The following is a 12,943-nucleotide window of genomic DNA, read 5'->3' as shown; positions in this document are numbered from 1 at the left end:
GCTTGATGGAGCCGGCCCTTGGCGGCCTGGTGACGCTGCTGCTTGCGGCGTCGCCTGCGCTTGCCTCGTCGCCCCGAACCTTCAGCGCTAACATCCCCGCCCAGACGGTGCGCGGCGCCCTGCTGGACCTGGCGGTTCAGGCCCGGGTGTCGCTGGGCGGCGATGTGGCGGCCTGCACCGGCGCCTCGCCCCGTCTGACCGGGTCCATGCGGCTGGATACGGCCCTGACGCGCGTGCTGGCCGACAGCAACTGCGTCTATCAGATCCGCCCCGACGGCGCGGTCATCATCCGCCGCGCGGCGCGCCCGGCCGCCCCGCCGCCAGCGCCGCCCGCGCCCGCCGCCCGCCCGCCTGCGCCGGTTACGGCCCTCAGCCCGACGCTGAGCGACGTCATCGTCACCGCCACCCGCAGTTCGGAATCGCCCCAGACCGCCCCCACCGCCCTGACCGCCTTCACCGGCCAGCAGATCATCGAAAGCGGCGCGGTCGGCGCCTCGGATCTCAGCGCCCTTGTCGCGGGCATGACGGTGACCAATCTGGGATCGGGCCGGAACAAGATCCTGCTGCGCGGAATGTCGGACGGCGCCTTCACCGGCCAGACCCAGTCCACTGTCGGTCTTTATCTGAACCGCGTCCCCCTGACCTACAGCGCCCCGGACCCGGACCTGAAGCTGATCGACATCAACCGGGTCGAGGTGGTGCGCGGCCCGCAGGGCGTGCTGTACGGCACCGGCCCCATCGGCGGGGTGCTGCGCATCGTGCCCCAGGCGCCGGACACGGAAAAACGCCTGCTCAGCCTGTCGGCGGGCTATGCCGACACGCGGGGCGGCGATCCCAGCGGGGAGACGGCGATCGTGGGCAACCTGCCGCTGTTTGACGGTCGGGGCGCGGTGCGGCTGGTCGCCTATGAGGAGGAGACGGGCGGCTATATCGACGACGAAGCCCTGAACCTGCGCCGGGTGAACAACGGCCGACGCTCGGGCGGGCGCCTGTCCTACAGTTTCGACCTCACGCCCGAATGGAACCTGTCAGGCGGCGGGGTGGGCCAGCAGATCAAGACCGAAGACACCCACTACATCTACCGCACCGTCAACGGCGCCCGGCGCGAGAACCTGGTGCGCGAGCCGCACGAGAACATCTTCAGCATGGGTTACGCCCGCCTGGTGGGCAATGGCGACTGGGGTCGTCTGGAGGCCACGGCGGCGCGGGTCAGCCATTCCTTCGTCAGCCGGTATGACGCCTCCAGCGGCCTGAAATTCTTCGGCTCCAACGGACGCATCGGCGCCCTGGACGACCACCGCGACATCGACCTGAACGTGCTGGACATCGCCTATAGTTCGCCGCGCGGCCAGCGTCTGCGCTGGCTGACCGGCCTGTTCTGGTCCGACACGGTGATCGAGAACAACGTCGACCTGACCGCCCTGTGGCCGACGCAGTACGCCGTCTATGACGAACACCGCCAGGACTGGCAAAGCGAGTTCGCCGGCTTCGCCCAGGCGACCTATGACCTGACCGACGACCTCAGCCTGATTGTCGGCGGGCGCTATTATGTCGTCGATTACGAGACCGCCTCCATGGTCCGTCAGGGCAAGGATGAGCGCCCGTTCGACGGTAAGGGCCGCACGTCCGGCTTCTCGCCCAAACTGGCCTTGAGCTGGCGGCCTGACGACAACTGGTCCTTTTACGGCCAGATCAGCCAGGGCCACCGCGCCGGGGGTTTCAACACCGCCGGCCCCATCAACGACCTATTCGCCAGCGCCGTGGTCAAGCCCTTGCGCGCCTATGGCGGAGACTCGCTATGGAACTATGAGTTCGGCGCCAAGGGCGTGATGCAGGATGGACGCATCCAGATGCGCGCGGCCCTGTTCTACGCCGACTGGCGCAACCTGCAGAGCGACCAGTTCCTGCCCAGCGGCCTGTCCTACACGGTCAATGTGGGCGACGGGGCCAACACCGGGCTGGAGATCGAGGCGAACTGGCGCCCTATCGAAAGCCTGGAGATCCGAACCAACGCCCTGCTGGCCCATCCGCGGGTCACCAAGTCGAACGACCTGTTCAACTCAAAGGGCAACTCGGGCCTGCCGGGCGTGCCTGCGGTGTCGACCAACATCAACGTCAGCTGGCGCCGTCCGATGAGCGACCGGATGGACCTGATCGCCGATGGGTCCGTCGCCTATGTCGGGCCGTCGCGCCTGACCTTCGACGCCGAGAAACGCCACAAGATGGGGGACTATGTCACGGCCCGCGCCTCAATCGGCGTCGAGACGGGGCACTGGCGGGCCAGCGCCTATGTCACCAACCCCTTCAACACCTCAGCCAACACCTTTGCCTTCGGCGATCCCTTCCGCCTGCCCGAGGCCCTGACCACCACGCCGCTGCGTCCGCGCACCATCGGCCTGACCCTGACCTGGACGACGAACTAGAGCCAGTCGAGCTTCGTCCCACAAGCGTCATTCCGGGGCGTCCGCAGGGCGAACCCGGAACCCAGGAGACTCTCATCCGGCGGGGGGATGCGTTTAAGGGGCGCGACCGTAGCCCTGGGTTCCGGGTTCATCGCTTCGCTCAGCCCCGGAATGACAATCTGAGAGATCAGCCACACGAATATCGATTAGGCTAGGCGTCAAACGCAAGACGGCGGCCCTTGCGAGCCGCCGTCCGACGATCAGAATCCGGTCCCGATCAGGTGACCTTCTTGGCCACCGTGAAGCCCAGGATCAGGAACACGGCGAAGACGATCAACGCCAGCACCGCCAGGAACTTGGCGATGCCCGCCGCCGCCCCTGCAATGCCGCCAAAGCCCAGCAGACCGGCGACGATGGCGATCACCGCAAAAATCAAAGCCCATTTCAGCATGTCGTCTCTCCTTGATGGGAGACGAACGATTCGATGCCGGGCCGGTTCCAGAAGATGGCATTTCATGGACAAGACCAAAAACCTGCGTCATGTGCGGCGTCATGACGCACAGCGAACCCCAGACCTTCTCGCCTCTCGAAAAGCGCGTGACCCTGATCGGGTTGATGATCGTCTTCCTGTTGTCCGCGCTGGACCAGACCATCGTCTCGACCGCCATGCCGCGGATCGTGGCCCAGCTTTCGGGGCTTGAGCTCTATCCCTGGGTGACCACCGCCTATCTGCTGGCCTCGACGGTCATGGTGCCGATCTATGGCAAGCTGTCGGACATCTATGGCCGCAAGCCGATCCTGGTGGTGGGCATCGCCATCTTCATCATCGGCTCGGTGCTGTGCGGGCTGTCGGGCGAGTTCGGCGACCTGCCGCTGCTGGGCGGCGGCATGGTCCAGCTGATCGTCTTCCGCGCCATTCAGGGTCTGGGCGGCGCCGCCCTGATCACCTCGGCCTTCGCCGTCATCGCCGATCTGTTCCCGCCGCGTGAGCGGGCCAAGCTGGGCGGCCTGTTCGGCTCCACCTTCGGTCTGGCCAGCGTGATCGGCCCCCTGATCGGCGGCTTCTTCACCGACCTGCCGACCGCCCATCTGCTGGGCTACGAGGTCGCGGGCTGGCGCTGGGTCTTCTACATCAACCTGCCGCTGGCGGGCCTGGCCCTGTTCATGATCCTGGTGAAGATGCCGCGCCTGACACATCGTGTGGGCGGCAAGATCGACTTCGCCGGGGCCGCGCTTCTGATCACCACCTTCGTGCCCCTGCTGCTGGCCCTGAGCTGGGGCGGCATGGCGGGCTGGAATGCGCCGCACATCCTGGGCCTGTTCGCCCTGGCTGCGGCGTCGCTGGTCGTCTTCCTGATCGTGGAGGCGCGGGTCGGCAACCCCATCATATCGCTGGACCTGTTCAAGAACCGCACCTTCGCCACGGCCAACCTGGCGGCCTTTTTGATGTTCATGGCCTTCATGGGCATGGTGTCCTTCCTGCCGCTTTATCTGCAGACGGGTCTGGGTCTGGCGGCGACCACCAGCGGACTGGCCATGACGCCGCTGACGCTGGGCCTGATCCTGACCGCGACGGCCAGCGGCTTCCTGGTCAACAGGATCGGCCGCTACAAGATGGTCATGGTCGCAGGCGCGGCCCTGACGGCGTTCGCCGCCTTCCTGCTGTCGCAGACGCCGTCGGACGCAGGCCTGTTCGACATCATGTGGCGCGTGACCCTGCTGGGTCTGGGGCTTGGCCCGGCGCAGAGCGTGTTCAACCTGGCGACCCAGAACGCCGTGCCGCGCGACAAGCTGGGCGTGGTGACCAGCGCGGGCCAGTTCTTCCGTCAGGTCGGGTCGACCGTCGGGGTGGCGGTCTTCGGCGCTGTCCTGACCCACAATCTGGCCGCCCCGATGAAGACCGCCCCGAACGCCGAACCGACCGCCCAGGTCCGCACCCTGTCGCTGGCCGAACTGGAGCGGATGGCGGTCGAGGCCCATCAGTCGACCCGGAACGGCGCCCCCGTCGCCGTCGATCCCGAAGTGCGGGAGGCGGTCAGCAGCGCCATCCTGGGCGTCATCTTCGCCGGGTTCATCGTCTGTCTGCTGGGCTTCGCCGCCACCCTGCTTGTGCCAGACCTGCCTTTGCAGGCCAGCCGCAGACCCGAGCCCCTGAACGTGCGCGCCCTGGGCGAGGCGCCCGGCGAACCACCCGCAAGCTGAGCCGCATGACCCGCCCAAAGAGTAAAATATTCGTGCGCTGATCGGCGCCAGCCCGTTTCGGTAACAAAGAATTTGCCGGAGATTGATAGCCCGGCAATCGCCGGAGTATCGCGATGTCCCCCATTCACAGCAGTATGGACCCCATTAAGGCATCGCCTGACGGGGACGAACAGCGTGAGGAGGTCGCGCGGGACTGCCTGTGCGACGAGCGGCTGGCGGTCCTGGACATGGCGGGGGTGGGCCACTGGCGCATCGACTGGGCCACCCGCGCGATCAAATGGACCGACACGACCTTTCGGCTGCACGGGCTGAACCCGGCGGACGGCGAGCCCAGTCTTGAAACCTTCCGCACCATGTTTCCAGAGGAGGACCGCGCCCGGATGGCTGCGGCGATCCAGCAGGTGGTCGCCACCGGACAAGAACAACATTACCGCCTGCGCCTGAACCGGCACGACGGCGTGCAAAGGCACGTCATGGTCCAGGCGCGCCCTGAACTGGCCCCAGACGGCGCCCTGAAGGCCATCTTCGGCGCGGTGACCGACATCACCGACCTGGAGCAGCAGGTGATCCAGGCCCGCAAGGATGAGGCGCGCTACAAGCTGCTGGCCGACAACGTCGCCGACGTCATCACCCGCGTCCGGCCCGACGGCACAAGCAAATACATCTCGCCCGCCATCTATAATCTGTTGGGCTGGACACTGGAGGAGATGTCGGGCGATCCGCTCGACTACGTCTATCCGCCCGACCGCAGGAAGGTCAGCAAGGCGATCCAGGACGCGCTGAGAACGGGCGAGCAGAATCGTCTGGAGCACCGCGCCGTCCACCGCGACGGCACGGTCATCTGGGTCGAGTGCACCTTCAGGGCCACCGTCAACGCGCAACACGGGCGTGAAGACGCCATCGTCGTCATCCGCGACATCAGCGACCGCAAGGCGATGGAGGCCGAACTGCGCGAGGCCAAGGAGCGGGCCGAAAGCGCCGCCGCCGCCAAGAGCGAGTTCCTGGCCAACATGAGCCACGAACTGCGCACGCCCCTGACCAGCGTTCTGGGCTTCTCCAACCTGCTGACCTCCAGCAAGGCCCTGCCGGAGACGGAGCGCGGCTATGTCCACCGCATCGCCACGGCGTCGAAGGCGCTGCTGGCCGTCATCAACGACGTGCTGGACTATTCCAAGCTGGAGAAGGGGGCCATCGACCTGGACCCCCGCCCTTTCAATCCGGTCCAGTTGACCGACGACGTCAGGGAGATCATCGAGACCCAGTGCGCCGCCAAGGGACTGGCGCTGCAGGTCGCCGTCGACCCCGCCCTGCCCGCCTCTCTGCTGGGCGACGAAGGGCGGCTGCGTCAGGTGCTGCTGAACCTGCTGGGCAACGCCGCCAAGTTCACGGCCCAGGGCGCGGTCTGCCTGCACGTGGGGGGACATCCGGGCGATCATGACGACTGGCGCCTGAAGATCACGGTGACCGACACCGGCATAGGCATGACGCCGGACACCCTGGCCAATGTGTTCGAGCGTTTCGCCCAGGCGGACCCCTCGACCACGCGCCTGTACGGCGGCACCGGCCTGGGGCTGGCGATCTCCAGATGTCTGGTCGAGGCGATGGGCGGCCGTCTGTCGGCGGTCAGCCAGCTGGGCGAGGGGTCGACCTTCTCGTTCGAGGTCGGCCTGCCGCTCAGCGTCGGGGCCGCCGCGCCCCTTAGGGATGAGATCGGCGGCCTGAAGGGTCAGCCGCGCATTCTGGTGGTGGACGACACCCAGGCCAACCGCGAGCTGTTCTCGACAATCCTGACCAAGCTGGGCGTCCAGGCGACCACGGTCGACAATGGCGCAGAGGCGCTGAACGCCCTGCGGTCCGGCGCCTATGATCTGGTGCTGATGGACGTGCAGATGCCGGTGATGGACGGCCTGACCGCCACGCGCGAGATCCGTCGTCTGGAAGCCCCCGGCGACCGCCGCATCCCCGTCATCGCCCTGACCGCCAATGTCCAGCCGGAGCAGATCGCCCACTGCCGGGCCGCCGGGATGGACGACCATCTGGCCAAGCCGCTTCAGATGCCGCTGCTACTGGCCGTCCTGTCCAAATGGCTGGGCTGAGGCGCGCAGGGGGCGGACCGAAACCCGCCCCCCGCGCCCGCAATCACCACTTCACGCTGACGCGGCCATAGACGAACCGCCCGTTGAAGCCGAAAGGCGAGAAGGACGAATAGGGCGAACCGCCCGTCGACCCCAGGAAGGCGGCCGGCGTCTTCTTCGGATAGGTGTCCAGCAGATTGTCCGCGCCCAGGGCCAGCACCACGCCGTTCGACAGGGTGTAGCGTCCCTCCAGATCGACCACGCCGCGCACGCCCGTGCGCACGTCGCCGCTGCCATCCGCAGGCGTGCCTGCGTTCAGGGTGTCGCCATAGAAGGTGGTGCGGGCCGTCACGCCGAACGCCTCATAGCTCCAGTCCGTCTGGAAGTTGACCTTCCACTGCGGCACGCCCCGCTCGAAGCGGACGCGCTCGCGGCGGTCGAACAGATCGACCTCCTGCGGCAGGACCGTGGTCGAGGAGAAGGTGCGCGTCGTCGGGTAGCGGGTGACCTTGAAGTCATTGATGTTGCCCGCGACCGTGAAGTCGAACCGGCCGACATCGGCGCTGTTCCAGCGATAGCGGCCGACGATGTCGATGCCCTTGGTCTTGCTGTCGACGCCGTTGATGAAGAAGCGGGCCGAGGTGGCGCCGCCCGGCACCGAGTCCAGCAGATCAGCGATGATCTTGGCGTTGGTTCCCGCCGCCGCCGTGCGGTTGCCGCTGAGCAGACCCGACAGGATGATCCGGTCTTCGACATTGATCTGATAGGCGTCGATGGTCAGCTCGAACCCGCCGTAGCGCCACACGGTGCCCAGCGAATAGTTGACCGAGGTTTCCGGCTCCAGATCCGTTCCACCCAGTGCGCGCCCGATGACGCTGTTGGAGGGGAAGGTGCCGGATTCGGTGAAGGTGGTCGGACCGCCCGGCGTCGCAGGCGGCACCAGGGTGATCGAGGTCTGGGTGAAATACTGCTGCTGCAGGCTGGGCGCACGGAAGCCCGTCGACACCGCGCCGCGCACGGCCAGGTGCGGATTGAAGTCGTAGCGCCCGGCGACCTTGCCCGTCAGGGTGTCGCCGAAGTCCGAGTAGTTTTCGTACCGCAAGGCCGCCGAGGCGGTGAAGTTCTCGACCAGTTCGCCTTCGACATCGAGATAGACGCCGACATTGCTGCGGTTCTTGGACAGGACGTTGGAGGGCGCGAAACCGCCATAGCCCTGCGACGCCGACCCCTTGCCCGCCACCGGGCCGCGATCATACGACTGGGGCTCGCCCGCGCCGATCTCATAGGTTTCGCGGCGGGCCTCCAGACCAAAGGCCACGTTCAACGGACCGGCCAGACCCACCTCATAGGCGCGGTTGGCGTCGATGCCGAACACCAGTTGGTCATAGGTCACCGAACCGGCGTAGAAGTCGGTCTTGGACTGGGCGCCGTATGAGGCGTTGATGGTGTCGTGGACGCTGTAGTCCAGCGCGTTGCGGCCATAGCCCAGGCTGACGTCGATATCGAAGCCGCCCGCCTGTCCGCGCACGCCGCCGTTGGCCGTCAGGTCCTGGGTGTCCACGCCGATCAGCGGCAGATAGCCGTCCGGGAAGATTTCCGGCACGCTCTGCGTCGGCTGGGTCAGCGGATTGCGATAGCTGGCCGCCGACAGGGCCGAACGCTCCTGATAGCCCGCCCAGCCATAGGCCGACCAACTGGCGTTCAGCGGCTTTCCGGCGTTGGCGTAGATCGACCAGTCGGTGCTTTCCGGGTCGCCGAATCGGCCCGTGATCCGCTGCGGCACGGCGGTCGGGTTCAGGTCCGCGCGGTTGCTGTAGTCGCGGTCGCGGTATTCCGCCGACACCGTCAGGAAGCCGTCGGCGCCCAGGGCGAAGCCCTGCCAGGCCGAAACCGTCAGTTGCTTGCCGTCGGTGAAGTCCTTCTTGCCCGCATTGGGCAGGTTCACGCTGGAGAGATACGAACCATAGGTCGCCGAGGCCCCGCCGCCGCTGGAGGCTTCGCGCAGACGCAGGTTGATCACGCCCGCAATGGCGTCCGAGCCGTATTGGGCCGATGCGCCGTCGCGCAGCACTTCAACCCGGTCCAGGGCCGAACTGGGGATGGCGTTCAGATCGACCGGGGCCGAGCCGCGCCCGACCGTGCCGTTGGTGTTCACCTGGGCCGAGACGTGGCGGCGGATGCCGTTCACCAGCACCAGGGTCTGGTCCGGTCCCTGTCCGCGCAGGGTCGCCGGACGCACCGAGTCCGTGCCGTCGGTCAGCGACGGGCGCGGGAAGGCGATGGACGGCACGGCGACGGCCAACTGCGACGCCAGTTCGGTCGTGCCGCGCTGCTGCAGCGCTTCGCTGGTGACGACGTCGACGGGCACCAGGGTGTCCAGACGGGTGCGGCCCGGAACGCGCGTGCCGGTGACGACGACTTCGTCAACATCAGAGGCGCTGGGCGCGCCTGCGCTTTGGGCGGCGGCGCCGGTCGCGATCGTCAGAACCGCTGTCGATGCGGCGGCGAACAGAAGGGCGCGATGGCCGGTGAATTGTCTCATGAAAAATCCCCTTGAACAGAAAACATGACAAGCCCGGGCGATCGGTTCGTGCCGTCGCCTTCCGTCTGCTGTCGTGTGTTACGTGGCCGCTGGTGACAGCGGATGTGCCGAAAACCCGGCCTAAAGCCGTGTCAGAGCCTCGATGTCTCGACATCGGATGATGCGCATTCGTGATCCCCTTTAAGTCAGTCGTCGAACTGACGCCCCCGTCAGATCATCCCCATCATCGCGACCACAGGGCCGCGGTCAACGGTGAAGCTTTTTAGAAATACTGTCGTTATCATCAGTTTTCAAGGCAACCTGCACGCGTCCGAATGCATCGCATGGGCAGCTCTAGCACGCCGCACTGGGCTCAAATCACGGCGGAGAATCTCCACCGCGTTCAAATATATGGAATTTTACAGCGTTCGCGTCGCTCGGACGGCGTCATTCACAGCGGCGTCCTGCATCGCCTCAGCGAGCTGGAAACTGGAGGGCGAGAAATCATGACAGGACGCAAGCCTAGCCCGTCATCCTCATGGAGGCGAAACCCGGCCCGAGCCGCAATTCGTCGGCGATGACTGGTTTCCCCGTCAGAAGTCTTCGCGGCCCTAGTCTTCGCGGCTCTGACGGGGTTGGGCAGAAGGTCGAACGCATCCCCCTATGCCCGCTGTCAAAGTCTCTGCATCGCCGCCGACGGGCCGCACCGCAGGACGGGTTCGACTGTAGATTTCTGGCGCCCCGCCCGCACCATCATCGCGGCGCTTCCGCCATCTGGCTGGAGCCGGTGCGGTCGATGCCGTAGCGCAGGCGCGGCATGTTCTGGGCGGCCATATAGGCCTCAAGCTCGGCGCCGTCGCCGGGCTGGAACAGCATCAGGAAACCGCCGCCGCCCGCCCCGATCACCTTGCCGCCGGTCACGCCCAGGTCGCGCTTCACATGGTCATAGAGGTCGTCGACGGCGGACCAGCTGATCTTGCCCGACAGCTTCTTCTTCTGGGTCCAGTGCTCGTCCAGCATCCGCCCCCAGCCGTCCAGATCGCCCGCGGTCCAGGCGTCGCGGATGCGGTAGCCCAGGTCCTTGATGAAGCCCAGGCTGTCGCTGACCGTCTCGCGGCGGGGCGCAGCCTCTGACAGCATGGCCGTGTGCTGGTCGGCCAGAACTACGGCGGCGTCGCGGCGCAGGCCGGTGTAATAGATGTGGGTGTGTTCGATGAACTCGGCCTCGACCGCCGCATCCAGATCGACGCGCTTGACCACCACCTGACCGTCCGGCGCGATGTCCAGCGTGGTCAGGCCGCCGAAGGCCGCCATATACTGATCTTGCTTGCCGATGCCCTTGTTCAGGACGCGGATCTCAAGATCGCAGGCTTCCTCGGCCAGGGCCTGGGGCGAAGGTTTGCGCCCCTTCAGCCCGTGCAGAGCGTTCAGGAAGCCGACCAGAAAGCTGGACGAGGAGCCCAGCCCCGTGCCGCCCGCGATATCGGCCAGAGACGCCGTCTCGACCCGGTCATCAAAGCCGTGCGCCATCAGGGCGGCGCGCACCAGTTCGTGCTGCACCTCGGTGGCGCGGTGCGACACCTCCGGCTGGGGTCCATAGACCACGACCCGGTCGTCGAAGGCCGGACGGTGGGCGACGACGCGGATGTATTTGTCCAGCGCCATCGCGAAGATGAAGCCGCCGTCGTGCCGGTAATAGCTTTCCAGGTCCGTGCCGCCGCCCCCCAGGGTGACGCGCAGCGGCGTGCGGGTCGTGATCATGACGCGGGCCTCAGGCGGCCGGAGGGGCGACGGGCGCAATCTGCTCCCAGTGGCCCTTGTGCAGGGCCAGAGCGGGGTGGGACACCAGCAGGTGCCAGACCACGGCGGCCAGACCTTCGACCAGCGGCGTGATCAGTTCGGGATCGACGGTCGGCACGACGACGCAGGCGTCCGCCGCCTGGGCCGTATAGCCGCCGTTGCGGCCGACGATGCCGGTCACGGTCGCGCCGCGCGACTTGGCCAGTTGGATGGCGCGCACGATGTTGGCGCTGACGGGCGGTTCGATGCTGCCGCCGCCGACCGAGAAGATCAGCAGACCGTCTTCAGGCTTCAGGCGGCTGGTCTCCAGCCAGGTCGAGAAGGTGCCTTCCCAGCCCTCATCATTGATGCGGGCGGTCAGTTCCGAGACGTTGTCGGTCGGGCAATAGGCCTCGAAGCCGCAGATCTTGCGGAAGTCATTGGTGGCGTGGCTGGCGTGGCCGGCGCTGCCGCCGACGCCGATCAGGAACAGGCGCCCGCCGCGCTCGCGCACCTCGGCCAGGCGCTGGGCCATGGCCTCAACGGCGTTGCGGTCGATGGCGGCCATCGCCTTTTCAGCGGCGGCGAAGAAATGATCAGCGAACATGAGCTGTTTAGTCCTGAAGTTCTGGCGTCAAGGCCGCCAGCGAAGTGTGAAGAATCCAGGCCGCGGCCTGACGAAGATCGGGGACCACGACATCCGCGCCGCTCCCGCTGTTGTAGTCACGGCCCAGAAGAACCGTATGGGCGCCCGCCGCCCGGCCGCACTGAACATCGCGGTCCATATCGCCGACCATCCAGCTGGCGGACAGGTCGATGTTCCAGCGCGCCGCCAGATCCAGCAGCATTCCGGCCTTGGGCTTGCGGCAATCGCAGGCGTCGATGTTGTCGTGCAGGCAGGCCCGCACCTCGTCCACCGGAACCGTCTGGATCAGGGCGGCGTGGATGGCGTCCAGCGCCTGGGCCGTCATCATGCCGCGCCGCACGTCGGGCTGGTTGGTGACAACGAAGGTCAGGTAACCCGCCGCCCGCATGGCCCGCACCGCCTCCGCCGCCCCGTCCGCGATCCGCAGTTCGTCCACGGTTCGCGGCGAGGCAGGCTTGCCGTCCCGCCAGACGACGTCGTTCAGCACGCCGTCGCGGTCCAGAAATATGGCGGGGCGCCCGGACATGATTACAGGCTGAACCCGGCGGCGACGGCGTCGGCGCGGAACATGGCCACGGTGTCCAGCGACAGATCGGCCAGATCCTTGCCCGCCATGTCCAGCTTCTTGAGGATGTCCGGCGTAGCGGTGATGATGTGGCAGCCGCATTCGGCGGCCTGGAAGACGTTCAGCACCTCGCGGGTCGAGGCCCACAGCACCTCGGCCAGGGGCTTGCGCGCCGCCATGGCGACGGCGGCCCGCATGACCGGCACGGGGTCGACGCCGGTGTCGGCGATGCGGCCTGCGAAGACCGACAGGATGGCGGGGGTGTCGTCGGCCAGAATCTCGATCGCCTCGGCGACCTGCTCCAGCGTCAGCATGGCGGTGATGTTCAGCTTGACCCCGTCAGCAGCCAGAGCCTTGGCCATCGGCAGGCTGGACTGGCCCTTGGTGTTGGTGATCGGGATCTTCACATAGACATTGTCGCCCCAGCTGGCGATCAGTCGGGCCTGACGCTCCATCTCGGCGAAGTCGTCGGAGAAGACCTCGAACGACAGCGGCATGTCGGGGATCAGGGTGATCAGCTGACGCGCGAAATCGGCGTAGTCGGTGATCCCGGCCTTGAACATCAGGGTCGGATTGGTGGTGAAACCCGTCACATGCCCCTGATCATACAGACGCGAAAAGTCCGCGAGGCTGGCGCCGTCGCCGAACAGCTTCAGCCCGTCGAACGACGGCGTGCGGGCCGCTTTAGCGAGAGCGGATTGATCGACCTGGGTGAGCATGGGTGTTCCTAGAAATAACGTGCGCTCTCTCATG

General features: G+C 66.7%; 9 protein-coding genes. 3 read left to right on the top strand and 6 right to left on the bottom strand.

Annotation, left to right across the window (positions count from 1 at the left end):
- The first annotated feature begins 5 nt into the window (after window positions 1-5).
- Complete coding sequence (locus JKF87_RS00665) at window positions 6-2,423, top strand: TonB-dependent receptor (RefSeq protein WP_201096423.1); 2,418 nt, start codon at window positions 6-8, stop codon at window positions 2,421-2,423.
- A 256-nt stretch (window positions 2,424-2,679) separates the two neighbouring features.
- Here JKF87_RS00665 and JKF87_RS00660 read toward each other — a convergent pair whose 3' ends face one another.
- Entirely contained in the window at window positions 2,680-2,853 is a 174-nt protein-coding gene (locus JKF87_RS00660; RefSeq protein ID WP_201096421.1) for a DUF1328 family protein, read from the bottom strand.
- A 101-nt stretch (window positions 2,854-2,954) separates the two neighbouring features.
- Between JKF87_RS00660 and JKF87_RS00655 the strand changes: the two genes are divergently transcribed.
- Window positions 2,955-4,604, top strand: a complete 1,650-nt coding sequence (locus JKF87_RS00655) for an MDR family MFS transporter (protein ID WP_201096419.1) — start codon at window positions 2,955-2,957, stop codon at window positions 4,602-4,604.
- Between the two features lie 134 nt (window positions 4,605-4,738).
- Complete coding sequence (locus JKF87_RS00650) at window positions 4,739-6,700, top strand: hybrid sensor histidine kinase/response regulator (protein ID WP_201096417.1); 1,962 nt, start codon at window positions 4,739-4,741, stop codon at window positions 6,698-6,700.
- 43 nt (window positions 6,701-6,743) lie between these two features.
- Here the strand turns inward: JKF87_RS00650 and JKF87_RS00645 are convergent, their stop codons facing one another.
- The 5 genes from JKF87_RS00645 to JKF87_RS00625 form a co-directional block, all read right to left on the bottom strand.
- Window positions 6,744-9,221 (bottom strand): TonB-dependent receptor plug domain-containing protein, encoded by a 2,478-nt coding sequence (locus tag JKF87_RS00645; RefSeq protein ID WP_201096415.1) that lies wholly within the window; start codon window positions 9,219-9,221, stop codon window positions 6,744-6,746.
- 732 nt (window positions 9,222-9,953) lie between these two features.
- Window positions 9,954-10,961 carry a GHMP family kinase ATP-binding protein gene (locus JKF87_RS00640; RefSeq protein WP_201096412.1) on the bottom strand — a complete coding sequence of 336 codons (1,008 nt, stop codon included), beginning with the start codon at window positions 10,959-10,961 and terminating at the stop codon, window positions 9,954-9,956.
- Window positions 10,962-10,971: 10 nt separating this feature from the next.
- The gene (locus tag JKF87_RS00635) at window positions 10,972-11,586 is read right to left on the bottom strand and encodes an SIS domain-containing protein (protein WP_201096409.1); all 615 of its coding nucleotides are present in this window, start codon (window positions 11,584-11,586) and stop codon (window positions 10,972-10,974) included.
- Window positions 11,587-11,593: 7 nt separating this feature from the next.
- Window positions 11,594-12,151 carry a D-glycero-alpha-D-manno-heptose-1,7-bisphosphate 7-phosphatase gene (locus tag JKF87_RS00630; protein ID WP_201096407.1) on the bottom strand — a complete coding sequence of 186 codons (558 nt, stop codon included), beginning with the start codon at window positions 12,149-12,151 and terminating at the stop codon, window positions 11,594-11,596.
- A gap of 2 nt (window positions 12,152-12,153) precedes the next feature.
- Entirely contained in the window at window positions 12,154-12,909 is a 756-nt protein-coding gene (locus JKF87_RS00625) for a transaldolase (RefSeq protein ID WP_201096406.1), read from the bottom strand.
- Window positions 12,910-12,943: the final 34 nt, after the last annotated feature.

The organism is Brevundimonas nasdae (genome assembly GCF_016654005.1).
Lineage (GTDB): Bacteria > Pseudomonadota > Alphaproteobacteria > Caulobacterales > Caulobacteraceae > Brevundimonas > Brevundimonas nasdae.
This window is presented reverse-complemented; position numbering and strand designations above follow the sequence as displayed.

Excerpts from the sequence above, each read along its gene's own strand:
- JKF87_RS00665 (WP_201096423.1), top strand. The coding sequence starts at position 6 with ATGGAGCCGGCCCTTGGCGGCCTGGTGACGCTGCTGCTTGCGGCGTCG.
- JKF87_RS00660 (WP_201096421.1), bottom strand. The coding sequence starts at position 2,853 with ATGCTGAAATGGGCTTTGATTTTTGCGGTGATCGCCATCGTCGCCGGT.
- JKF87_RS00655 (WP_201096419.1), top strand. The coding sequence starts at position 2,955 with ATGACGCACAGCGAACCCCAGACCTTCTCGCCTCTCGAAAAGCGCGTG.
- JKF87_RS00650 (WP_201096417.1), top strand. The coding sequence starts at position 4,739 with ATGGACCCCATTAAGGCATCGCCTGACGGGGACGAACAGCGTGAGGAG.
- JKF87_RS00645 (WP_201096415.1), bottom strand. The coding sequence starts at position 9,221 with ATGAGACAATTCACCGGCCATCGCGCCCTTCTGTTCGCCGCCGCATCG.
- JKF87_RS00640 (WP_201096412.1), bottom strand. The coding sequence starts at position 10,961 with ATGATCACGACCCGCACGCCGCTGCGCGTCACCCTGGGGGGCGGCGGC.
- JKF87_RS00635 (WP_201096409.1), bottom strand. The coding sequence starts at position 11,586 with ATGTTCGCTGATCATTTCTTCGCCGCCGCTGAAAAGGCGATGGCCGCC.
- JKF87_RS00630 (WP_201096407.1), bottom strand. The coding sequence starts at position 12,151 with ATGTCCGGGCGCCCCGCCATATTTCTGGACCGCGACGGCGTGCTGAAC.
- JKF87_RS00625 (WP_201096406.1), bottom strand. The coding sequence starts at position 12,909 with ATGCTCACCCAGGTCGATCAATCCGCTCTCGCTAAAGCGGCCCGCACG.